The following is a 22183-nucleotide window of genomic DNA, read 5'->3' as shown; positions in this document are numbered from 1 at the left end:
TCTCGCTGCGGGGAAGTCCGGCGCGGGGGCCCGTTCGGGGTGAGTCGCTGCTCGGTCTCGCTGCGGGGAAGTCCGGCGCGGGGGCCCGTTCGGGGTGAGTCGCTGCTCGGTCTCGCTGCGGGGAAGTCCGGCGCGGGGGCCCGTTCGGGGTCAGTCGCCGCTCAGTCGCGCCGCCGGGAAGTCCCGCACGGGGCCGCCGCTCGGGGTCAGTCGCCGCTCAGTCTCGCTGCCGGGAATCCCCGCACGGGGGGCCGCTCGGGGTCAGTCGCCGTTCAGCCCCGCCGCCGCGAACTCCCGCATGCCGTCCTCGAAGCCCACCTCCGGCTTCCAGCCCAGGTCGGCCCGCAGCCGGGAGGAGTCGGCGGTGATGTGGCGGACGTCGCCGAGGCGGTACTCGCCGGTGACGACCGGCTCGGGGCCGCCGTACGCGGCGGCGAGGGCCTCGGCCATCTCGGCGACCGTGTGCGGGGTGCCGCTGCCGGTGTTGTAGGCCGTCAGCGCGCCACGGCGCGCGTCCGCCTCCAGCGCCGCCGCGTTCGCCGCGGCCACGTCCCGTACGTGCACGAAGTCCCGGCGCTGGCGGCCGTCCTCGAAGACACGCGGGGCCTCACCGCGGGCCAGGGCCGAGCGGAAGAAGGAGGCGACGCCCGCGTACGGGGTGTCTCGGGGCATCCGGGGGCCGTAGACGTTGTGGTAGCGCAGCGACACCGCCGAGCCGCCCGTGGAGCGGGCCCAGGCCGCAGCCAGATGCTCCTGCGCCAGCTTCGTCGTGGCGTACACATTGCGCGGGTCGACCGGCGCGTCCTCGTCGACCGGCCCGGGTTGCAGTTCCGCGCCGCACCGGGGGCAGACGGGCTCGAAGCGGCCGGCGTCCAGATCGGCGACCGCCCGCGGTCCCGGCCGCACCACCCCGTGCCGGGCACAGACGTAGCGGCCCTCGCCGTACACCACCATCGAGCCGGCCAGCACCAGCCGCCCCACGCCCGCCTCGGCCATCGCCGCCAGCAGCACCGCCGTACCCAGGTCGTTGTGGGAGACGTACGCGGGCGCGTCGCCGAAGCCCGTGCCGAGACCGACCATCGCCGCCTGATGGCACACCGCCTCGACGCCCGGCAGCGCGCCGAGCACGGCGGCGGGGTCGCGGACGTCGGCCGCCGGATCGTCGCGGACGTCGAACACGACGGCTTCGTGCCCGCGGGCCCGCAGTGCCTCGACGACATGGGACCCGATGAAACCGGCACCGCCGGTGACCAGTACGCGCATGGGCCCACGCTAGGTCCGCGCCCGCGTCCGGCAGCAGGGCCACGCCCCGCACGTCACCGGTCCGTAAGACCCGCCCCGCCCGACTCGGTTTCCGGTGCCGGACGTGGGGCAGGTGGCGGGTCGGCGCGGGCGGGACCGGGTTGCGGTTCCGGGGTGTTGTCGGTGGTGCCGTCTAGACTCGACCGGCGACAGCGCGCGCGACCTGGCCAGTTTCCGCCACCCGAAGGGCATTCGGCGTCTTGATACGGATCGATTCAGTCACGAAGCGGTACCCGGACGGCACGGTGGCGGTCGACCGGCTGTCGCTGGAGATCCCCGACCGCTCGATCACCGTCCTCGTCGGCCCCTCGGGCTGCGGCAAGACCACCACCCTCCGCATGATCAACCGGATGGTCGAACCCACCGAGGGCACCATCCTCCTCGACGGCGAGGACATCCAGCGGCAACCGGTCACCAGCCTGCGCCGGTCCATGGGATACGTCATCCAGAACGCCGGACTCTTCCAGCACCGCACGATCGTCGACAACATCGCCACCGTCCCCCGCATGCTGGGCTGGGGCAAGCAGAAGTCCCGCGCCCGCGCCGCGGAGCTGATGGAGCGAGTGGGGCTGGACACGGCGCTGGCCAGGCGCTACCCGTACCAGCTGTCCGGCGGCCAGCAGCAGCGCGTCGGTGTCGCGCGGGCCCTCGCCGCCGATCCGCCGGTGCTGCTGATGGACGAGCCGTTCTCCGCCGTGGACCCCGTGGTGCGCAAGGGTCTCCAGGAGGAACTGCTGCGCATCCAGGAAGAGTTGGGCAAGACCATCGTCTTCGTCACCCACGACATCGACGAGGCGATCAAGCTGGGCACGATGGTCGCCGTCCTGCGCGAAGGCGGCCGGCTCGCCCAGTACGCGCCGCCCGCCGAACTGCTCTCCGCACCGGCCGACAGCTTCGTCGAGGACTTCCTCGGCGCCGACCGCGGCATCCGCCGGCTGTCCTTCTTCCCCTCCGCCGCGCTGGAGCTGACCACCGACGCGGTGGTCCCGGCGGACGCCGGCGCCGAGCGCATCGCCGCGTCCGACACCCCGCACCTGCTGGTGACCGACGCCGACGGCCGCCCGCTCGGCTGGGCCGACCGCCGCGAGGCGACCGCCGGGGACGGCATCGACACCGGCCGGCTGCTGCCCCACGGGCGGCCCTTCGTGCCCGGCACCGACTCGCTCCGGGTGGCCCTCGACTGCGCGGTGCTCTCGCCCACGGGCTGGGCCGTCGCCGTGGACGCCACCGGCCGGGCGACCGGCGTGGTCTCCCAGCAGACCATCGCCGAGGCGATCCGCGCCGCCCACACCGAGCACCGCGGGGGCGTGCACGGGCCCTCGGGCGCGACCGGTCCGACGGGCGCGGACGCCCGTACCGACAAGACCGGGGTCGCCCCGTGAGCGGCTTCTTCGACATCCCCAGCGACCTCCAGCACAGCTGGCTCGGCCTCGTCGGACTGCATGTGCGCGAGGCCCTGCTGCCGGTGGCCGCCGGGCTGCTGCTCGCCCTGCCCGTCGCCCAGTTGTGCGTGCGCCTGCGCTGGCTGTACGCACCGGTGCTCGGCGTGACGACCGTCCTCTACGCCATCCCCTCCCTGGCCTTCTTCGTCGTCCTCATCGACTACACCGGCCAGACCGAACTCACCGTCATGATCCCGCTGGCCGTGTACAGCCTGGTGGTGCTGGTCCCGGCGATCGTCGACGCCGTGCGCTCGGTACCGCAGGAGACGCTCGCCGCCGCCACCGCCATGGGCTTCGGCCCCGTGCGCCGCTACCTCCAGGTGCAGCTGCCGATCGCCGCGCCCGCCGTCATCGCCGGCCTCCGGGTGGCCACCGCGTCCAGCATCTCCCTGGTCAGCGTCGGCGCCCTCATCGGCAACCAGGGCGCCCTCGGCAATCTGCTCGCCGCCGCGCAGAAGTACGACCGGCCCGAACTGGCCGTCAACTCCGTGCTGACCACGGCCGCGCTGGCGATCCTGTGCGACGCCCTGCTGGTGCTGCTGCGGGTGCTGCTCACCCCGTGGATGCCCCGCGGCACACGCGGGCGGCCGAGAGCCTCCGCGCCGCGGGAACAGCCCGCACCGGAGGTCGCCGCCCGGTGAACGTCCTGAACTTCGTCAACGCCTTCTTCAGCGACAGCGCCCACTGGCACGGCTACGACGGCATCCCGCAACGCCTCCTCGAACACGTCCAGTACACGCTGCTGGCGCTCGCCATGGCCGCCGCGATCGGCCTGCCCGCGGGCCTGCTCACCGGACACACCGGGCGCGGCGGGAACGCCATCGCCTTCATCGCCACCGCGGCCCGGGCCCTGCCCAGCTTCGGCCTGCTGGTCCTCATCGTGATCATGATGGGCTTCGGGCTGCTGCCCGTGATGATCCCGCTGGTCGTCCTCGCCGTCCCGCCGATCCTCGTCACCACGTACGAGGCCGTCCGCTCCGTCGACCCCGCACCCGTGGACGCCGCCCGCGGCATGGGCATGCACGAGTCGCGGATCCTCCTCCAGGTCGAACTCCCCGTCGCCCTGCCGCTGATCCTCAGCGGGCTGCGCTCGGCGGCCATCCAGATCGTGTCGACGGCCACCATCGCCGCGTACGTCTCGCTCGGCGGGCTGGGCCGTTACATCGTGGACGGCCTCTACCAGCGGGACTACGAGAAGGTGGTCGGCGGAGCCACGCTGGTGGCGTTCCTCGCGCTCGTCACCATCGCCGTGTTCTGGGCGGCGGGACGCCTCGCGGTGTCGCCCGGGGTGCGCAGGCGCTGAAGTGCCCGCACGGGGACGCCGACGTGCATTCACCCGCGTCGCAAACCGTGACCCGGACGTTCTTGACTGACCGTTAAGCGGCTGGATTGGATCGGTGGATGACTTCTACCGCCACCGCGCACAGCAGCAGGTCCAGGACGAGGCACACCGGCGCGGCGGCCGTCGCGCTCATCGCCGCGGCGGCGCTGCTCGCGGGCTGTGGTTCCGAGGACACCTCCGACAACCCGCTGGCCGGCGAGAAGGCCGAGGCCGGCACCGTTGTCGTCGGCTCCAACAACTTCGCCGAGAGCACCCTGCTCGCCGACATCTACGGCGAGGCCCTGAAGGCCAAGGGCATCAAGGTCACCTACAAGCACAACATCGGCAGCCGTGAGACGACGTACGGCCTGATGAAGAACGGCACCATCACCGTGCTGCCCGAGTACAACGGCTCACTGCTCGCCTATCTCGACCCCGAGGCGGAGCAGAAGTCCGCCGAGGCGGTGAACGCGGCCGTCAAGGCCAAGTTGGACAAGAAGCTGACGCTGCTGGAGTCGTCGCCGGCCGAGGACAAGGACTCGGTCAGCGTCAACGCCGAGACCGCGAAGAAGTACGACCTCACCGCCTCGTCCACGCTCGCCGACCTCAAGGACGTCGCACCCGAGCTGGTGATCGGCGGCTCGCCCGAGTTCCAGACCCGGCACCAGGGGCTCGAGGGGCTGAAGTCCGTCTACGGCCTGGAGTTCAAGTCGTTCAAGGCGCTCGACGCGGGCGGTCCGCTGACCCAGGCGGCGCTGACCCGGGACACGGTCCAGGCGGCGGACATCTTCACCACCGATCCGACCATCGTCAAGGAGAAGTTCGTCGTCCTGAAGGACCCGGAGAACCTCTTCGGCTTCGCCAACGTGACGCCGCTGGTCAACAAGGACGGGCTGTCGAAGGAGGGTGTCGACGCGCTCAACGCGGTGTCCGCGAAGCTCGACACCAAGACCCTGCTCGACCTGGACGCGCAGGTGCAGCTGGAGAAGAAGGACCCGCTGGACGTGGCGAAGGCCTGGCTGAAGTCGGCCGGCCTGGACTGACCGCCGGTCCGGACGCCCGGCTCACACGCCGGGGTCGGTGCCGGGCTCCCGGGCCACGCGCGGTGCCGCGCCGAGGTGCTCGCCGATCCTCTGCGCGAGCAGGTTCATCTCGTGGGCCACGGCACCGGCGTCGGCGCCCGGGCCCGTGAGCACGACGAGCTGGGCGCCGGAGCCGGCCGAGGTGAGGATCAGATGGCTGTTGGCCATCTCGATGAGCGTCTGCTGCACGGGCCCGCCCCGGAAGTCCATGCTGACGCCCCTGCTCAGGCTCATCAGCCCGGAGGCGGTCGCCGCGAGCCGCTCCGCGTCGTCGCGCAGGAATCCCGTGGACCTGCTGACCACCAGCCCGTCCTCGGACAGGACCACGGCATGGTTCACCTCGGCGACCCGCTCCACGAGTCCGGAGAGCAACCGGTCCAACTGCGCGTCGGTGGCGGGGACGGGGTGTGTCATGGCGGTGTTCCTTCGGGTGGTGTCGGCCGGGGGAGCGTCCTCGCCCCGTGGCGAGGGGCGGACCTCGCCGTCCGGCCGGTCATGAGCAGGCGAGGAGCCAACCGCGTGGGGCCGCCGGTCGTCAAGTGGCCCGCCACGCGAGGTGATTTGATGCCGCCGCATCGTGATGTCAGGCCGGTGGCCACGCCTCAACGCCGCCGCAGCCGCAACACCAGCAGGGCGCCGGCGGTGAGCAGCAGCACGGCCGCCGCACCGCCCGCGAGCAGCGGGGCGGAGGGACCGGCCGCGGCGGCGGGGGCGGCGGCCTTCGGAGCCGGACCCGGCTGTGCGGCACCGCCGTCGGGTCGTGCCCCCACCGGCTTCCCCTCCCGGTCGCGCTCCTTCCCGGCCGTCCCCACCGTCTCCGTCGGCTCCTCGCCCGGCTGCTGCCGCGCCTCCTTCGCCGGTTCGCTCTCCACTTGCTTCCCCGGCTCCGGGAACACCACGTCCGAGCACGAGTAGTACGTGTCCGGTGTGCTGCTGTTCTGCCAGATCGTGTAGAGCACATGGCGGCCTCGCCGGTCGGACGGCAGGGTGACGCGCAGGCGGTACGCGCCCTTCTCCAGAGGCGGGTCCGTCACCTCGGCGAACGGCTGCCGGGGCAGATCGGACCAGGTGAGCGGCCCGGCCGGGGCGTAGCCGGGCTTCGTCAGATACATGCGGAAGGTGCCCGTGTGGGGGATCGTCGAGACGTACGTCATCGACAGCGTCCCGCCGGGCCGCACCCGTGTCGCCGGCCAGTCGGCGCGGGCGAGGTCGAGCCCCCGGTAGGCGGGCAGACCGCCGCTGCACAGCCGCCCGTCGGGGATGCGCTGCCGGTCGGCGCCGCCCACGTCCGGCACCCGCAGGTTGTCCCACGCCGTGAAAGGCGCCCCGTTCGCGGCGACGGCCGCCCGGCACGCGGCCGACCCGGCCCGCTCGCCGCCCTCGGGCGAGCAGGCCACCACCCGGCTCACCGGATCCGTCGGCGCCCCGTGCGCCCGCGCGGGCGCCGCCGTCGTCAGCGGCAGCAGCAGCGGGGCCACGAGGGCGGCCGCGAGCGTCACTCGGTGTGCGGTCGTCCGGGGCATCCGGAACGCCTCCTCGGCCCAGGGAAGGACAGGGCTGTCGTCGCGGGGTGGGTCTGGTCCCTCCGTGCAGTACGGGAGAAACACCCGGCGCGTTCACCCTCACCACGAGGCGGGGCATAGCGTCCTCTTCCCGGTCAAGTCCCGTGCGTCCCTCGGCCGTCGAGGGTGGGTTTCCGGCCGGATCGAGGGTTTCCCCCGTATCCCGGCACGCCGCGCCCTGCCTATCGTTCCTGCGCAGCTGACCCACAGGTAACCCCGAACGGGTCGCCGCTCGCGCCTGGCCGGCCGACGCCGCACGTCGATGCACCCCGCCGCTTCGAGGACGAAGCGAATCGACCCTCCTCCCCACTCCGCTGCCCGGAGTCCCGGCACGAAAGGCACCCCCTTGCGTACCTCCCCCACGAACCCCTCCCCGAGCGCGTCGCCGAGACGGACGGCCATATCCGTCGCCGCGATATCCCTCACCCTGCTGACGGCCGCCTCCACCCACCTCGCCGTCGCCCAGGACACCCCCGCCGAGCCGCCCGCCGTCCCCGCCGCGCAGACCGAGGCCGCCCCCGGCACCCCCGCCGAGCGCCTCATCGTCGGCTACAAGTCCGGTGCCGCCGAGGCCACGTCGAACAAGGCCGCCGCCGCCGACGCCGCCGCCAAGAGCGAGAAGACCGGCGAGGACGTCGACTTCCAGCGCCGCCTCGGCACCGGCGCCGCCCTCGTCGACCTGGGTGAGCGGGCCACCCGGTCGGACGTCGCCGACGTCGTCGCCGAGTACGAGGCCGACCCGCAGGTCGCCTACGTCGTCCCCGACCGCCTCAACAAGCCGCTGGCCACCCCCAACGACACCGAGTACGCCAAGCAGTGGGACCTGTTCGAGTCCACCGCCGGCATGCGCGTACCGGGCGCCTGGGACCTCGCCACCGGCAGCGGTGTCACCGTCGCCGTCATCGACACCGGCTACGTCAGCCACTCCGACCTCGCCGCGAACATCGTGGGCGGGTACGACTTCATCTCCGACACCGCCGTCTCCGTCGACGGCAACGGCCGCGACAGCAACCCGGCCGACCCCGGCGACTGGTACGCCGCCGGCGAGTGCGGCCAGGCCGCCGGCAGCGACTCCTCCTGGCACGGCACCCACGTGGCGGGCACCATCGCCGCCGCGACGAACAACGGCAAGGGCGTCGCCGGTGTCGCGTACGGCGCGAAGATCTCCCCGGTGCGGGTGCTCGGCAAGTGCGGCGGCTACGACTCCGACATCATCGACGCGATCACCTGGGCGTCCGGCGGCACCGTCTCCGGCGTGCCCGCCAACACCAACGTCGCCAAGGTCATCAACATGAGCCTCGGTGGGGGCGGCGCCTGCTCCACGGCCACCCAGAGCGCCATCAACGGCGCGGTGAACCGCGGCACCACGGTCGTCGTCGCGGCCGGCAACGAGAACCAGAACGCCGCCAACTCCTCCCCGGCGAACTGCGGCAACGTCATCACCGTCGCCGCCACCAACCGCTCCGGCAGCCGCGCCTCCTACTCCAACTACGGCTCGGTCGTGGACATCGCCGCGCCCGGCGGCGAGACCCGCACCTCCACCGCCAACGGCATCCTGTCCACCCTCAACTCCGGCACCCGCACCCCGTCCACCGAGAACTACGCCTACTACCAGGGCACCAGCATGGCCACCCCGCACATCGCGGGCCTCGCCGCGCTGATGAAGTCGGCCGCCCCCGGGCTCACCCCCGCGCAGATCGAGTCGGCGATCAAGTCCAACGCCCGTGCGCTGCCCGGCACCTGCTCCGGCGGCTGCGGCGCGGGCCTGGCGGACGCGGCGAAGACCGTCCAGGCCGTCACGGGCGGTACGCCCACGGGCTCCACGTACGCGAGCAGCACCGCCGTCTCCATTCCCGACAACGGCTCGGCGATCGAGTCGCCGATCACCGTCACCGGCCGCAGCGGCAACGCGCCGACGGCCCTGCGGGTCGGCGTGGACATCACCCACACCTACCGCGGTGACCTCGTCGTCGACCTGGTGGCGCCGGACGGTTCGGTGTACCGCCTGAAGTCCGCGAGCTCCTCGGACTCGGCGGACGACGTCCGCACCACCTACACCGTCGACGCCTCCGCCGAGACCGCGAACGGCACCTGGAAGCTGCGCGTCCAGGACACGGCGGCGGTGGACACCGGGCGGCTGAACGGCTGGCAGCTGACCTTCTGACAGCTGCTTCTTCCGACAGCGACAGTCACGTCGCTCGCAAGCAGGCGGGTCGGCCGGTGCGGATGGGGCACCGGCCGACCCGCCGTTCTCATGTCACCCCCGAACTGCCACAATCAGATACCGGACGTGCTGTTTTCTTTCAACGGTCGCGTTGGTTTTGCCGGTTGTGCACCGAGTCACGGTCCGACCGGTGTGATGAACGCAGCCGTAGGGTGAGTTATCGTGTACGCGCGGTAAAAACAAACGGCATGACCCGTTCCTTTCCCCGGCACAGGAGTTCAGTCGATGGTGAGGCAGGTACGCGCCGAGCAGACCCGCGCGACGATCATCAGGGCCGCCGCCGACCTGTTCGACCGGCAGGGCTATGAATCGACCAGTCTCAGCGACATCGTCGAGCACGCCCATGTCACCAAGGGCGCCCTCTACTTCCACTTCGCGGCGAAAGAGGACCTCGCCCACGCCATCCTGGAACTGCAGTCCGCCACCTGCCGGCGCCTGGCCCGGGACACCGAGAACCGCGGCCACACCTCCCTGGAGGCGCTGATGCGCCTCACCTTCTGCATAGCCCGGCTGTCCGCCGAGGACCCCGTGCTGCGGGCCGGCCTGCGACTGGCCACCGGCGGCACGCGGCCCCGCCCGCCGCTCAGCCACCCCTTCACCGAGTGGCTGGACATCGTCACCGCCCGGCTCCTCGGCGCGGTCAAGGAGGCCGACATCCACCCGGACGTCGACGTCGACGTCGTCGCCCACTCCCTGGTCTGCTTCTTCGTCGGCACCCGGGTCGTGGGCCGCTCCCGCGAACCCGTCGCCCGGCAGCCGCGCCGCACGGCCGAGATGTGGCACCTGCTCATCCGCGGCCTGGTGCCGGTGACCCGGCGCGCCCGCTACCTCAGCCTGGCCGCACGGCTGGAGCGGGAGATCGCCCCGGTGTGACGTGCCACGCCCGGCCGCGGGGGCGCGTTACGGTGAGCGGCATGCCCCACACACCCACCGCCCCCGTGATCCTCGGCGACGAACCCGGCTCGTTCCCGCACGGCGTGCTGGCCGAACGGCACCCCGCGATCATCCGGCAGGTGCGCGAGGCCTTCCCGTACGAACCGTGGCAGCAGCGCGCGCTCGACGCGCTGCTGGTCAACTGCACCAAGGGCGGGATCGAACCCCTCCCGGCGGGCGCGCACGACCGGGCACGCTGGGAGAGCTGGGGGATGCACACCTACGCGGGTCAGTCCTGGTACGACGTGCCCTGGCTGTGGTCCGAGAGCTGGTTCTACCGCCAACTCCTGCACGCCGTCGGCTACTTCGACCCCGGCCCCTGGCAGGGCGTCGACCCGTTCCGCCCCTCCAAGCTCGCCGAACTCGACTCGTCCGCCACGGACGAGGAACTGGCCGCGCTCGACGCCCTCGCCGGCCGCCCGGCCGAGGAGCAGGCCCGCGCCCTGCTGCACGGCTCGCTCTGGGGCAACCGCGCCGACCTCGGCTTCCGGCTGTCCGCCGAGGGCGCCCAGGAGACGGCCGCCGTGCCCGGCCTGGTGGCCGACGACAGCGAACGCCTCCGGTCGCTGCTCGGCAGCACCGGCACGGGCACGCTGTGCCTGGTCGCCGACAACGCGGGTCGTGAACTCGTCCCCGATCTGCTGCTCGTCGCCCATCTGCTGGCCCACGGTCACATCGCGCGGGCGGTGCTGCACGTCAAGCCGTACCCGTACTACGTCTCCGACGCCACCGGCGCCGACGTGATCGACGCGCTGCGCCGGCTGACCGGAGCCGGGGGAGCGGCGGCCGAGTACGGGCACCGCCTGTGGTCCGCCCTCTCCGACGGCCGGCTGGTGCTGCGCGCCCACCCCTTCTCCTGCTCGCCGCTGCCGTACGCGGACATGCCGGACGACCTGCGGGCGGAGTTCGCCTCGGCCGCCCTCACCGTGGTCAAGGGCGACCTCAACTACCGCCGCCTCGTGGGGGACCGGTACTGGCCGCCGACCACACCGTTCGCGGACGTCACCGGCTACTTCCCGGGTCCGGTCGCCGCCCTGCGCACGCTCAAGTCCGATGTGATCACGGGACTGACCGCGGACACGGTGGCGGCGCTGGACGCGGCCGAGGCGGGCGGGCGCTGGCGTACGAGCGGGACGCATGCGCTGGTCCAGGTGCGGACATAAGGCCCCGAACTCCCGTCCCACCACCGGTTCACGCGATGGTGTGATCATGTCCCGGCCGGCGGATGCGGCCCGCGGCCCACGGGTAGCCCCCGGCCATGACGCAGCCGTTCGAACTCCCCCACTTCTACCTGCCGCACCCCGCGCGGCTGAACCCGCATGTCGACGAGGCCCGGGCCCACTCGACGGCATGGGCGCGCGAGATGGGCATGCTGGAGGGTTCCGGGGTCTGGGAGCAGTCCGATCTCGACGCGCACGACTACGGACTGCTCTGCGCCTACACCCACCCCGACTGCGACGGGCCCGCCCTCTCGCTCATCACCGACTGGTACGTGTGGGTCTTCTTCTTCGACGACCACTTCCTGGAGAAGTTCAAACGCACCCAGGACCGCGCCGGTGGCAAGGAACATCTGGACCGGCTGCCGCTGTTCATGCCGCTGGACGAGACGGCACCGGTCCCCGAGCCGCGGAACCCCGTCGAGGCCGGCCTCGCCGACCTGTGGGCGCGCACCGTACCGGCCATGTCCGCCGACTGGCGCCGCCGGTTCGCCGTCGCCACCGAGCACCTCCTCAACGAGTCGCTGTGGGAGCTGTCCAACATCAACGAGGGGCGGATCGCCAACCCCGTCGAGTACATCGAGATGCGCCGCAAGGTCGGCGGCGCCCCCTGGTCGGCGGGACTCGTCGAGTACGCGACCGCCGAAGTCCCCGGCGCCGTCGCGGACTCCAGGCCGCTGCGGGTCCTGATGGAGACCTTCTCCGACGCCGTGCACCTGCGCAACGACCTGTTCTCCTACCAGCGGGAGGTCGAGGACGAGGGCGAACTCAGCAACGGCGTCCTCGTCCTGGAGACCTTCTTCGGCTGCACCACCCAGGAGGCCGCCGACACCGTCAACGACGTCCTCACCTCACGGCTCCACCAGTTCGAGCACACCGCGTTCACCGAGGTCCCCGCCATCGCCCTGGAGAAGGGGCTCGGCCCCGACGAGGTGGCGGCCGTCGCCGCGTACGCGAAGGGGCTTCAGGACTGGCAGTCCGGCGGCCACGAGTGGCACATGCGCTCCAGCCGGTACATGAACGAGGGCGCCCGCGACACCCGGCCGTGGGCGGGCCCGAGCGGTCCGGGGGCCTCGGCCGCCGACGTCCGCGCGCTGCTCGCGTCGGCCGGCATCGACCGCCTGCGCGCGTACACGCATGTGCCGTACCAGAAGGTCGGCCCGTCCCAGATCCCCGACATCCGCATGCCCTTCCCGCTGGAACTCAGCCCTCACCTCGACACCTCCCGCGCGCACCTCGCCACCTGGTGCGAGCGGACCGGGATCCTCGGCGAGGGCGTCTGGGACGAGGACAAGCTCGCCGCCTACGACCTGGCGCTGTGCTCCGCCGGACTCGACCCCGACGCCACCCCCGAGGCCCTCGACCTCAGCGCCCAGTGGCTCGCCTGGGGGACCTACGGCGACGACTACTACCCGCTGGTGTACGGCCACCGCCGCGATCTGGCCGCCGCCCGGCTGACCACCGCACGCCTGTCGGACTGCATGCCGGTCGAGGGCGAACAGGTGACCGTGCCCGCCAACGCCATGGAGCGTGCCCTGACCGACCTGTGGGCCCGCACGACCGCCGCCATGACCCCCGAGGCGCGCCGCACGCTGAAGAACGCGGTGAACGTCATGACCGAGAGCTGGCTGTGGGAGCTCGCCAACCAGACGCAGCACCGCATCCCCGACCCCGTCGACTACCTGGAGATGCGCCGGCAGACCTTCGGCGCCGACCTCACCCTGAGCCTGTGCCGGATGGGCCACGGCCCCGCCGTCCCGCCCGAGGTCTACCGCAGCGGCCCGGTGCGCTCGATGGAGAACGCCGCCGTCGACTTCGCGTGCCTGCTCAACGACGTCTTCTCGTACCAGAAGGAGATCGAGTACGAGGGCGAGATCCACAACGCGATCCTCGTCGTGCAGAACTTCTTCGGCTGCGACTACCCGACCGGACTGCACATCGTGCACGACCTGATGGACCAGCGCCTGCGGCAGTTCGAGCATGTCGTGGAGCACGAACTGCCCGTGCTCTACGAGGACTTCGAGCTGTCGCGGCAGGCGCGGGCGATCATGGGGGACTACGTGGCGGACCTGCGGAACTGGATGGCCGGCATCCTCAACTGGCACCGCAGCGTGGACCGCTACAAGGACGCCTGGCTCTCCCGGCGTGCCCACGGCTTCCTCCCGCACAGAGCACCGTCGCTGCCCGTGCTCGGCTGACGTGCCGTCAGTCTCACTCGTTCGTGTCTCGTCGCGGTCCGGTGCGCCGGGTAGCACTTCAGGGGAGGTGATCCATGGAACAGGCGGCCTTGCGTCCCAAGCCGCTGCCGGGCGGGGCGTCCGGGGCATCGGGCGGGAACTGGAAGGGGTGCGGCAAGGGAAGCTGGAGGCGGACGAGGAAGGGGAGCGGGGGCGGCCCCGCCCAGCCGCGGCAGCGGCGGGAGCACGCCGCACGCCGACGCGGCCGGCGCCTGGTCTCCGCGCTCCTCGGGCTGCTGGTCGGCACGGTTCTGGTGCTGTCGGGGGTGGGGCTCGGGGCAGTGGGCGCCACCCTGGCCGGCGCGGGCAGACTCCCCGGGCTGCACCCGGGGCAGGCGGGCGCACCGGCAGCCACCGCCCCCTCCGTGTCGCCGCGCCCCACCGCTTCGGCGGCCGGCGCGGCCCCGGTCCTCGTGCCGGTCGTCGCCCGGCTCGGCGTGGAGGTCGCGGACGACCGGAGACCGGGCGCCCTGGTGGTCGGGGTGCACATCCCGGGACCGGGGTTCTCGGCGGGCCTGGTGAGGGGCGATGTGCTTCTCGCGTTCGGCAGGACCCGGATCGACTCGGCGGCCGACCTCGCCCGTGCCGTCGTCCGGGCCCGCCCCGGCAAGGAGGTGAAGCTGACGGTGCGCCATCGCAGCGGTGGCTACCAGCAGTTGACGGTCGTACCCGGCATCGTCACGTGACGACCCGGAAGTGGCTGGTGAGCCGCCCCGTGTCGTCCAGCACGTGCAGGGCGAACCCGGGCGGGGCGTCCCGGTCCGCGATCGGCTCGCCCTCCCAGGGCAGCCGAATGGTCCAGGTGACCCCGGGCCCCACGACGAGCGGCCGTCCCGCGAACGTCGTGGCGGCCGGGGTGTGCGCATGACCGGTGATCAGCCCGGCGATCTCGGGCCGGCGGGCCAGCAGCGCGGCCAGGCGGTCGGGGTCGCGGAGCGGGAAGGAGTCGGGCAGGGGGTGGTGCAGGGACACCGGGGGGTGGTGGAAGGCGAGCAGGACCGGAAGCTCGCCGCCGAGCTCGTCGAGCGTCGACTCGACCCAGGCGCAGGTCTCCGCGGCCAGCTGTCCGTCGTCACGGCCGGGAATGCTGGAGTCGCACATCAGGACGGCGCCGCCCGCCGTGACGTGGACGCTGTCGACGGGACCGTCGGCGGGCGGCACGCCCAGCAGGGACTTGCGGTACGGCGCGCGGCTGTCGTGGTTCCCCGGGCAGGTCAGCACGGGGAACGGGGCGTCCCCGTCGCGCAGCCCCAGCAGCGCGGCGGCCTCCTCGTACTCGGCCTCGGTGCCGTGGTCCGCGATGTCCCCGGTCACCAGCAGCGCGTCCGGCCGCCGCGGCAGCCGCCAGAGCCGGTCGCGCACCCGCCGGGCCCGCTCGGTCGCCCGTGCGGTGCCGTCCAGATGCAGATCGCTGATGTGCGCGAGTACGAGCACGGCCGTACGCCTCCCCGGGTCTGGATAACGGTTGGAGATGATCTAACCATTAGAGCGAGGGATCGGGTACCCGGTGGACCCCGCCAACCGGCTCGCGCCGCCCCCGCCCGGCGGGCAGGATGCTGCCCGTATCCCTCTGTCGCCCTGGGAGGCCCCGGATGACCGGCACCGCACCCGCGCCCTTCACCGCCGACGACTACGAGGCCCGCATGCAGCGTGCCGCGCGGGCCGCCGCCGACGCAGGACTCGCCGGACTCCTCGTGGCACCGGGCCCCGACCTGGTGTGGCTCACCGGCTACACGCCCACCGCCGTCACCGAGCGGCTCACCCTGCTGGTCCTGACGCCCGGACAGGACCCCGTGCTGGTCGTCCCCACCCTGGAGGCCCCGGACGCCGCGCGGGCGCCCGCCGCGCCCGCCCTGACCCTGCGCGACTGGACCGACGGCAAGGACCCCTACGCCACCACCGCCGCGCTCCTCGACGCGCGCGGGCGCTACGGCATCAGCGACAACACCTGGGCCATGCACCTGCTGGGCCTGCAGACCTCACTGCCCGGCACCGGCTACGCCTCCCTCACCCACGCGCTGCCGATGCTCCGTGCCGTCAAGGACGCCGCCGAACTCGAGCTGCTGGCCGCGGCCGGCGCCGCCGCCGACGCCGCGTTCGAGGAGATCCGCGGCGTCCCCTTCGCCGGCCGCCGTGAGGCGGACGTCGCCGCCGACCTCGCCGACCTGCTGCGCCGGTTCGGGCACTCCCAGGTCGACTTCACCATCGTCGCGTCCGGACCGAACGGCGCCAACCCGCACCACGAGATCGGTGAGCGCGTCATCGAACGCGGCGACATGGTCGTCCTCGACTTCGGCGGCCTCCGGGACGGCTACGGCTCCGACACCTCCCGCACGGTGCACGTCGGCGAACCCACCGACGAGGAACGCCGGGTGCACGACATCGTGCGCGAGGCCCAGGAGGCGGGCTTCCGGGCGGTGCGGCCCGGGGCCGCCTGCCAGGACGTGGACCGCGCCGCCCGCGCGGTGATCGCCGACGCCGGGTACGGCGAGTACTTCATCCACCGCACCGGCCACGGCATCGGCGTCACCACGCACGAGCCGCCGTACATGATCGAGGGCGAGGAACAGCCCCTCGTGCCCGGCATGTGCTTCTCCGTCGAACCCGGCATCTACCTGCCCGGCCGGTTCGGTGTCCGCATCGAGGACATCGTGACCGTGACCGAGGACGGCGGCCGCCGGTTGAACAACACCACGCGGGAGATGGTCATCGTGGACTGAGCGGCCACCGACGACCCCTCCCGCCACCTCCCCGAGCGACGACGGCGCGACCATGACCCAGGCACCGACACCCACCGCGGACACCGTCCGCCGGCTGGTCCTGACCCTGCTCCAGGACAGCCGGGCCGGCCGCCCCGGCAGAGGCGGCGAGCGCCCGGCGGGCTCCGCCGCCGGCCCCGAGGTCCGGCCCGTCGCCGGGGGCGGCGCGCCCGCCACCTGGTGGGTCGGCACCCGGCACGTGCTGCGCCTCGCCCCCGACCGCGAGGCCAGTGCCCGCCTGCGCCGCGAACTGCGGCTGCGCGACCTCGTACGCCCGCACGTCCCGGTCGCCCTGCCGGTGAGCGTCGCGCAGGGCGAGTGGGCGCCCCGGCTGGCCTGCACGCTGGACACCCGGGTGCCCGGCGGGTCGGGGGAGGAGCACGACGTGTCCGCCGTCGGCGAGGCGGATCTGGCCGGACTGCTCACCGGCCTGCGCGAGGTACCGGTGCGGCAGGCGGAGACACTCGGTGTGCCGCGGGCGGCGCCGCGCTCCCTGGACACCCTGCGCCGCACGGCCGTTCAGGCCGCCGGACGGCTCGCCGAGGCCGACGAGTTCGACGCGGCCCGCCTCGACCAGCTCACGCCGCCCGCCGCGCTCCAGCTCGCCCCCCAGCCCGGCGCGGCGGTCCTCGTCCACCACGCCCTCACCGGCGAGCACCTCGTGGTCAGCGCCGACGGCCGGGTGCGCGGCGTCCTCGGCTGGGGCGCGGCGGTGCTCGGCGACCCGGCCGAGGACATCGCGGGCCTCGCCCTCGCGGTGGGATCCCCCGCCGCCGTGCGCGCCGCGACGCTCGCCGGCTACGGCGCCCGGCCCTGCCTGCGCGGCCTGTGGCTGGCCCGCTGCGACGCCGTCCTGCATCTCGTCGAGGCCCTCACCGGCCGCACCACCGCCCCCCTGCCCCTGCTGCGGACGCGCCTGCGTCGCGCCTGGGAGGCGATCCTGCTGGAACGGGTCACCGACCTGCGCAAGGAGGACGACGCCCTCTGACCGGCCCGGGGCGTCATCAACCACCCGGTGCAACCGGCCCCCGGCCGTAGGGTGGTGGTGATCCGGATGCCGAGGAGGGGGCTCGAACATGAGCGGGACAGTGACGGCGGTCAGCAGCAACGGCGAGTACTCGTTCACCAAGCCGAACCGTCAGAGCATCACGCTGCTCGCCGGACTCGGCGTCGAGGGCGACGTGCACGCCGGCGTGACGGTCAAGCACCGCTCGCGCATCGCACAGGACCCCACGCAGCCGAACCTGCGTCAGGTCCACCTCATCCACGAGGAACTCTTCGCCGAGGTCGGCCGCGCGGGATACCGGGTGGCGCCCGGCGACCTCGGCGAGAACATCACCACCCGCGGCCTCGACCTCCTCGCCCTGCCGACCGGCACCCTGCTGCACATCGGCGACGAGGCCGTCCTGGAGGTCACCGGCCTGCGCAACCCGTGCGTGCAGATCGACGCCTTCCAGGACGGCCTGCTCAAGCAGGTCGTCGGCCGCGACGAGGCGGGCCGCATCGTCCGCAAGGCGGGGATCATGAGCATCGTGCGGCAGGGCGGCGTGGTCCGCCCCGGCGACACGATCACGACGAAGCTCCCCACCGGGCCGCACCGCCCGCTGGAACGGGTCTGACACCCCCGTTCACTCCTGGAGCAGCACCACCGCGGACTCCCCGGGCACGTGCAGCACCCCGTCCGCGCCCGGCGTGTCGACCGGCTCCCAGGCGGCCAGTACGCGGGCGGTCGGGGCACCCAGGGGGATGGCGGCGGGGACGGGGGAGAGGTTGACGGCCACGCGGATGTCGCCGCGCCGGAAGGCCAGCCAGCGGGCCTCCTCGTCGTAGGCCACCTTGGTGTCGGCGAGGTCGGGGTCGGTGAGATCGGGCTGCTCGTGCCGGAGGGCGATCAGCCGGCGGTACCAGGCGAGCACGCGTGCGTGGGGCTCGCGCTCCGGCTCCGCCCAGTCGAGGCAGGAGCGGTCACGGGTCGCCGGGTCCTGCGGGTCGGGGACGTCCTCCTCGGCCCAGCCGTGCGCCGCGAACTCCCGCCGCCTGCCGTCGCGTACCGCCTTGGCGAGCTGCGGATCGGTGTGGTCGGTGAAGAACTGCCAGGGCGTGCCGGCCGCCCATTCCTCGCCCATGAACAGCATCGGCGTGAACGGCGCCGTCAGCACCAGCGCCGCCGCGCAGGCCAGCAGGCCCGGGGAGACCAGGGCGGCCAGCCGGTCGCCCTGAGCCCGGTTGCCGACCTGGTCGTGGGTCTGGCTGTAGCCGAGCAGCCGGTGCCCCGCCACCCGGGTGCGGTCCAGCGGCCGCCCGTGGCTGCGGCCGCGGAAGCTGGAGTACGTCCCGTCGTGGAAGAAACCACCGGTGAGCGTCTTGGCCACCGCGGCGAGCGGGGCGCGGGCGAAGTCCGCGTAGTAGCCCTGCGACTCGCCGGTCAGCGCGGCGTGCAGGGCGTGATGGAAGTCGTCGTTCCACTGCGCCTGCACGCCGAAGCCGCCCTCCTCGCGGGGCGTGATCATGCGCGGGTCGTTCAGATCCGACTCGGCGATCAGGAACAGCGGCCGGCCCGTGTCGGCCGCCAGCGCGTCCACGGCCGCCGACAGCTCCTGCAGGAAGTGGTACGCACGCGTGTCCGCCAGCGCGTGCACCGCGTCCAGCCGCAGCCCGTCGATCCGGTAGTCCCGCAGCCATGCCAGCGCACTGTCCACGAAATACGTCCGTACCTCGTCCGAGCCGGGCGCGTCCAGGTTGACGGCGACCCCCCACGGCGTGTGGTGCGTGTCCGTGAAGTACGGCCCGAACTGCGGCAGATAGTTGCCCGACGGCCCCAGATGGTTGTGCACGACGTCGAGGACGACCCCCAGCCCCACCGCGTGCGCGGCGTCGACGAACCGTTTCAGTCCCTCGGGCCCGCCGTACGGCTCGTGCACCGCCCACAGCGACACCCCCTCGTACCCCCACCCGTGCCGGCCCGGGAAGGGGCACACCGGCATCAGCTCCACATGCGTCACGCCCAGCCCGGCGAGATGCCCGAGCCGCTCGGCCGCCGCGTCGAAGGTGCCCTCACGCGTGAAGGTGCCCACGTGCAGCTCGTACAGCACCGCCCCCGGCAGCGGGCGCCCGGCCCACTCCGTGTGCCACGCGTACCGCTCGTGGTCCACGACCGCGCTGAGCCCGTCCGGACCGTCCGGCTGCCGGCGCGACCGCGGATCGGGCAGCACGGGGCCGTCGTCCAGCGAGAAGCCGTACCGGGAGCCGTCCCGCGCGTCGGCCTCCCCCCGCCACCACCCCTCGCGCTGCGGATCGCGCTCCAACGCGCGCGTGACACCGTCGCACTCGAGCGTCACTCGGTCGGCCTGTGGTGCCCACACCTCGAACTGCACGGACGGTTCCCCTTCGTCTGCTCACCGTGATGTAGCCCGTCCATCCTGCGCCATGAGAGATCAATCCGCTTGTGAATGTTCCCTTTTGCGGGCGGTGTCGCCGGGCACGCGTGCGTGGCGGTGGTTTCCCCGTTTTCTGGACAGCCCGGCCGCGCTGACCGACAATCACGAGCGTGACGTCGTCCTTCGAGTTCAACACGTACCCCGCGCGGCTGTCCGACGCGGAGCGCGACAAGGCGCTGGACGTGCTGCGGGACGGTGTCGCCAAGGGCCGGCTCTCGCACGACACGTTCGTACGCCGGATGGAACTCGCGCTCGCCGCCCGCCGCCCGGACGAACTCGCCGCACTCACCGCCGACCTGCCCACCGAGAACCGCCTCGCCCGGCTGGTCCTCGGCACCGTGGAGGCGGTCTCCGGCTTCTCCGTACGGCTGCGCCGGGCCTGGCAGGCCGAGCGGCTGCCCAAGCTGCTGCTGCCCCATCCGGCGACCGGGTACCCGCTGCGCATAGGCCGCGACCCCGCCAACGGGCTGCGCCTCACCCACGAGACGGTCTCCCGGGTGCACGCCGAACTCCGGCACCAGGGCGGCATGTGGGTGCTGCGCGACCTCGGCTCCACCAACGGCACCACGGTGAACGGACGCCGGGTCATCGGAGCGGCCGTCGTCCGCGAGGGCGACCAGATCGGCTTCGGGCGGATCACGTACCGGCTCGCGGCGAACTGAGCGCCGCCGGAGGGCAGAAGACCGCGACGGGACGGCGCTCCTCGCGCCCCGGCCCGGGTGCGGGATCGGTGACCGATCAAACCCCTTTGCCCTCCGCGGTGTTGACGCCGTCCCGGATGTCGTGACTGACTGTACGTACGCCTGCACTCCGGGTGAACCGACGGCACCACTTCGTGGAGGTGTGCCCTGCCGCCCCTCCTGCGCTATCCGACCGTCGACGAGCTGGGCGCACGGGCCGCCGCCCTCGTCGCCCGCCACCCCCGGACGGCCCGCCTGCGCCGCGTGGGCGTCTCCCGCGCGGGCACACCCCTGTGGCTGCTCAGCGTCGGCCACGGCAGCCGCCAGACCCTCGTCGTCGCCGGGCCGCACGCCAACGAGCCCGTCGGCGGCGCCACCGTGCTGAGGCTGGCCGAGCGCACCCTGGCCGACCCGCGGCTCACCGAGGGCGCGGACGCCACGTGGAACCTGCTGCTGTGCCTCGATCCCGACGGGCTGCGCCGCAACGAACGCTGGCTCACCGGCCCGTACACCCTCGGACACTACTTCCGTCACTTCTTCCGGCCCGGCTTCCTGGAACAGCCCGAATGGCTGCCCGACGGGGCCGCCGCGGCCGCGCTGCCCGAGACGCGCACCCTGCTCGCCCTCCAGGACGAACTGCGGCCGGTCCTCCAGTGCTCCCTGCACGGCGTCGACGTCGGCGGGGGCTTCGTGGAGCTCACCCGAGACCTGCCCGGCCTCGGCAGGCGCGTCGCCGGCATCGCCGCCCGCCTCGGCATCCCCCGCGAACTCGGCGCCTACGACGCCCTGTACTGGCCCGGCCTCGGCCCCGCCGTCTACCGGATCCCGCCCCCGTACCGCGGCGATCTGGCCGCCGCCATCACCGAGGCGGCCGTCGAGTCGACCTGGTTCCATCCGCACCGGCACGGCACCGTCACGGCCGTCGTCGAGGCCCCCATGTGGGGCGTGGCGGCCGTCGCGGACGGCTCCGCGCCCGCCGACGCGCAGGCCGTCCTGCGCTCCGTCAGCCGCACCCTGCGGGAGGACACCCTGCTCCTCGCCGGCCTGCTGGCCAGGATCCGGCCGCACCTGGCCACCGTCCCCGACGCCGCCCGCCTGCTCGCTCCGGTGGGCGACTATTTACTGGTCTGCCCCGGACTGGCCGACGCCTGGGACCCCGACCACGGCGGCGGCACCGCCCACCCGCTGCCGCCCATGACCACCGCCCGCCTCGTCGCCCTGCGCATCGCCGGGCGGCGACTGGCCCTGCGCACGGCGGGACTGCTGCACCAGCTGGTGACCGGCTCCGGACACGACCCGGCCGGGGCGCTGCCGGAGCTGGACCGGCTCATCGACGCGCGGTGCGCCGACTACCGCGACACGTGCGCGGCCCGCTGGATCCCCGTCGCACGTCAGGCCGAGTACCAGGCGCGGGTCGTGCTCGCCGCCTTCGAGCTGACCCTGCGGCATCCGCGCGCCCGCTCCCGTTCGGGTGAGCCGGGGTGGGGTCCGGGGACCACCGTGCCGATGCACCGGGAATGACGTACATCTCAACGAAATCAAGGAAAGCGGTACGGGGCGTCCTGCCGGCGCTCCTCGCCCTGCTCGCCTGCGCCGCCCCCGTGCAGGCGGACGCCCGGCCGGGCGACGATCGGCCCGGTGACGCCCGGCCCGGCGATGCCCGGAGCACCTGGCTCCAGCTGACCGTCACCCCGCAGGAGTCCCGCACGGCCGCCCCGCACCGCGCCCTGCTCCGCTGCGATCCGCCCAGCGGCCACGCCCGCGCGGCCGACGCCTGCGCGGACCTGGCCGCGTCGGACGGCCGCATCGACGGCATCCCCCGGAAGGACGCCTACTGCACCATGCTCTACGCCCCGGTGACCGCTCACGCCCGCGGCCAGTGGCGGGGCCGGCCGATCGACTACACGGAGACGTTCCCGAACCGCTGCACGATGGAGGCGAGAACAGGCGCGGTGTTCGCCCTGGACAGGCGGTAGCCCGGCGCCTG

General features: G+C 73.3%; 20 protein-coding genes. 15 read left to right on the top strand and 5 right to left on the bottom strand.

All coding sequences use genetic code 11. The features are described from left to right. Positions 1-261: 261 nt before the first annotated feature. Entirely contained in the window at positions 262-1263 is a 1002-nt protein-coding gene (locus AB0412_RS09260) for an NAD-dependent epimerase/dehydratase family protein (RefSeq protein ID WP_366401887.1), read from the bottom strand. 239 nt (positions 1264-1502) lie between these two features. On the opposite strand from AB0412_RS09260, the gene AB0412_RS09255 reads away from it, so the two are divergent. The 4 genes from AB0412_RS09255 (at position 1503) to AB0412_RS09240 (ending at position 5108) form a co-directional block, all read left to right on the top strand. Further along, on the top strand, positions 1503-2684 hold the full coding sequence (locus AB0412_RS09255) for an ABC transporter ATP-binding protein (RefSeq protein WP_366401886.1): 1182 nt from the start codon (positions 1503-1505) through the stop codon (positions 2682-2684). Then, the gene (locus AB0412_RS09250) at positions 2681-3385 is read left to right on the top strand and encodes an ABC transporter permease subunit (protein ID WP_366401885.1); all 705 of its coding nucleotides are present in this window, start codon (positions 2681-2683) and stop codon (positions 3383-3385) included. The genes AB0412_RS09255 and AB0412_RS09250 overlap by 4 nt, the downstream gene beginning before the upstream one ends. After that, positions 3382-4047, top strand: a complete 666-nt coding sequence (locus AB0412_RS09245; protein WP_366401884.1) for an ABC transporter permease — start codon at positions 3382-3384, stop codon at positions 4045-4047. The genes AB0412_RS09250 and AB0412_RS09245 overlap by 4 nt, the downstream gene beginning before the upstream one ends. Positions 4048-4145: 98 nt before the next feature. Then, a complete protein-coding gene (locus AB0412_RS09240; protein ID WP_366401883.1) occupies positions 4146-5108 on the top strand; it encodes an ABC transporter substrate-binding protein in 963 nt (320 codons plus the stop codon). Between the two features lie 21 nt (positions 5109-5129). Here AB0412_RS09240 and AB0412_RS09235 read toward each other — a convergent pair whose 3' ends face one another. Beyond that, positions 5130-5561, bottom strand: a complete 432-nt coding sequence (locus AB0412_RS09235) for a roadblock/LC7 domain-containing protein (RefSeq protein WP_366401882.1) — start codon at positions 5559-5561, stop codon at positions 5130-5132. Positions 5562-5749: 188 nt separating this feature from the next. Further along, positions 5750-6670, bottom strand: a complete 921-nt coding sequence (locus AB0412_RS09230) for a lytic polysaccharide monooxygenase (RefSeq protein WP_366401881.1) — start codon at positions 6668-6670, stop codon at positions 5750-5752. Positions 6671-7055: 385 nt separating this feature from the next. Here AB0412_RS09230 and AB0412_RS09225 point away from each other — a divergent pair, with 385 nt between their 5' ends. From AB0412_RS09225 to AB0412_RS09205, 5 genes are all read left to right on the top strand, one after another. Next, the gene (locus AB0412_RS09225) at positions 7056-8873 is read left to right on the top strand and encodes a S8 family serine peptidase (protein WP_366401880.1); all 1818 of its coding nucleotides are present in this window, start codon (positions 7056-7058) and stop codon (positions 8871-8873) included. 285 nt (positions 8874-9158) lie between these two features. Further along, positions 9159-9806 carry a ScbR family autoregulator-binding transcription factor gene (locus AB0412_RS09220; RefSeq protein WP_366401879.1) on the top strand — a complete coding sequence of 216 codons (648 nt, stop codon included), beginning with the start codon at positions 9159-9161 and terminating at the stop codon, positions 9804-9806. Between the two features lie 41 nt (positions 9807-9847). Continuing rightward, positions 9848-11029: a damage-control phosphatase ARMT1 family protein gene (locus AB0412_RS09215; RefSeq protein ID WP_366401878.1), complete on the top strand. Its 1182-nt coding sequence runs from the start codon at positions 9848-9850 to the stop codon at positions 11027-11029. A gap of 95 nt (positions 11030-11124) precedes the next feature. Further along, entirely contained in the window at positions 11125-13281 is a 2157-nt protein-coding gene (gene cyc2 / locus AB0412_RS09210; protein ID WP_366401877.1) for a germacradienol/geosmin synthase Cyc2, read from the top strand. Between the two features lie 74 nt (positions 13282-13355). Then, complete coding sequence (locus AB0412_RS09205; RefSeq protein ID WP_366401876.1) at positions 13356-14006, top strand: PDZ domain-containing protein; 651 nt, start codon at positions 13356-13358, stop codon at positions 14004-14006. Here the strand turns inward: AB0412_RS09205 and AB0412_RS09200 are convergent. Continuing rightward, complete coding sequence (locus AB0412_RS09200) at positions 13999-14754, bottom strand: metallophosphoesterase (RefSeq protein ID WP_366401875.1); 756 nt, start codon at positions 14752-14754, stop codon at positions 13999-14001. The two genes, AB0412_RS09205 and AB0412_RS09200, sit on opposite strands and share 8 nt — an antisense overlap. 158 nt (positions 14755-14912) lie before the next feature. Here AB0412_RS09200 and AB0412_RS09195 point away from each other — a divergent pair, with 158 nt between their 5' ends. The 3 genes from AB0412_RS09195 (at position 14913) to AB0412_RS09185 (ending at position 17698) form a co-directional block, all read left to right on the top strand. Further along, entirely contained in the window at positions 14913-16040 is a 1128-nt protein-coding gene (locus AB0412_RS09195) for an aminopeptidase P family protein (protein ID WP_366401874.1), read from the top strand. A 52-nt stretch (positions 16041-16092) separates the two neighbouring features. Then, complete coding sequence (locus AB0412_RS09190; protein WP_366401873.1) at positions 16093-17067, top strand: aminoglycoside phosphotransferase family protein; 975 nt, start codon at positions 16093-16095, stop codon at positions 17065-17067. A gap of 88 nt (positions 17068-17155) precedes the next feature. Next, entirely contained in the window at positions 17156-17698 is a 543-nt protein-coding gene (locus AB0412_RS09185; protein WP_366401872.1) for an MOSC domain-containing protein, read from the top strand. 9 nt (positions 17699-17707) lie between these two features. Here the strand turns inward: AB0412_RS09185 and treZ are convergent, their stop codons facing one another. Continuing rightward, the gene (treZ, locus tag AB0412_RS09180; protein ID WP_366401871.1) at positions 17708-19453 is read right to left on the bottom strand and encodes a malto-oligosyltrehalose trehalohydrolase; all 1746 of its coding nucleotides are present in this window, start codon (positions 19451-19453) and stop codon (positions 17708-17710) included. A 173-nt stretch (positions 19454-19626) separates the two neighbouring features. On the opposite strand from treZ, the gene AB0412_RS09175 reads away from it, so the two are divergent. The 3 genes from AB0412_RS09175 (at position 19627) to AB0412_RS09165 (ending at position 22172) form a co-directional block, all read left to right on the top strand. Beyond that, positions 19627-20178, top strand: coding sequence for a DUF1707 and FHA domain-containing protein (locus tag AB0412_RS09175; RefSeq protein WP_366401870.1), 552 nt, complete (start codon positions 19627-19629; stop codon positions 20176-20178). 186 nt (positions 20179-20364) lie between these two features. Further along, on the top strand, positions 20365-21717 hold the full coding sequence (locus AB0412_RS09170; RefSeq protein WP_366401966.1) for a M14 family zinc carboxypeptidase: 1353 nt from the start codon (positions 20365-20367) through the stop codon (positions 21715-21717). Further along, positions 21714-22172: an SSI family serine proteinase inhibitor gene (locus tag AB0412_RS09165; protein ID WP_366401869.1), complete on the top strand. Its 459-nt coding sequence runs from the start codon at positions 21714-21716 to the stop codon at positions 22170-22172. The genes AB0412_RS09170 and AB0412_RS09165 overlap by 4 nt, the downstream gene beginning before the upstream one ends. The last annotated feature ends 11 nt before the right edge of the window (positions 22173-22183 follow it).

It is taken from the genome of Streptomyces sp. NPDC052012, from assembly GCF_040689265.1.
Lineage (GTDB): Bacteria > Actinomycetota > Actinomycetes > Streptomycetales > Streptomycetaceae > Streptomyces.
This window is presented reverse-complemented; position numbering and strand designations above follow the sequence as displayed.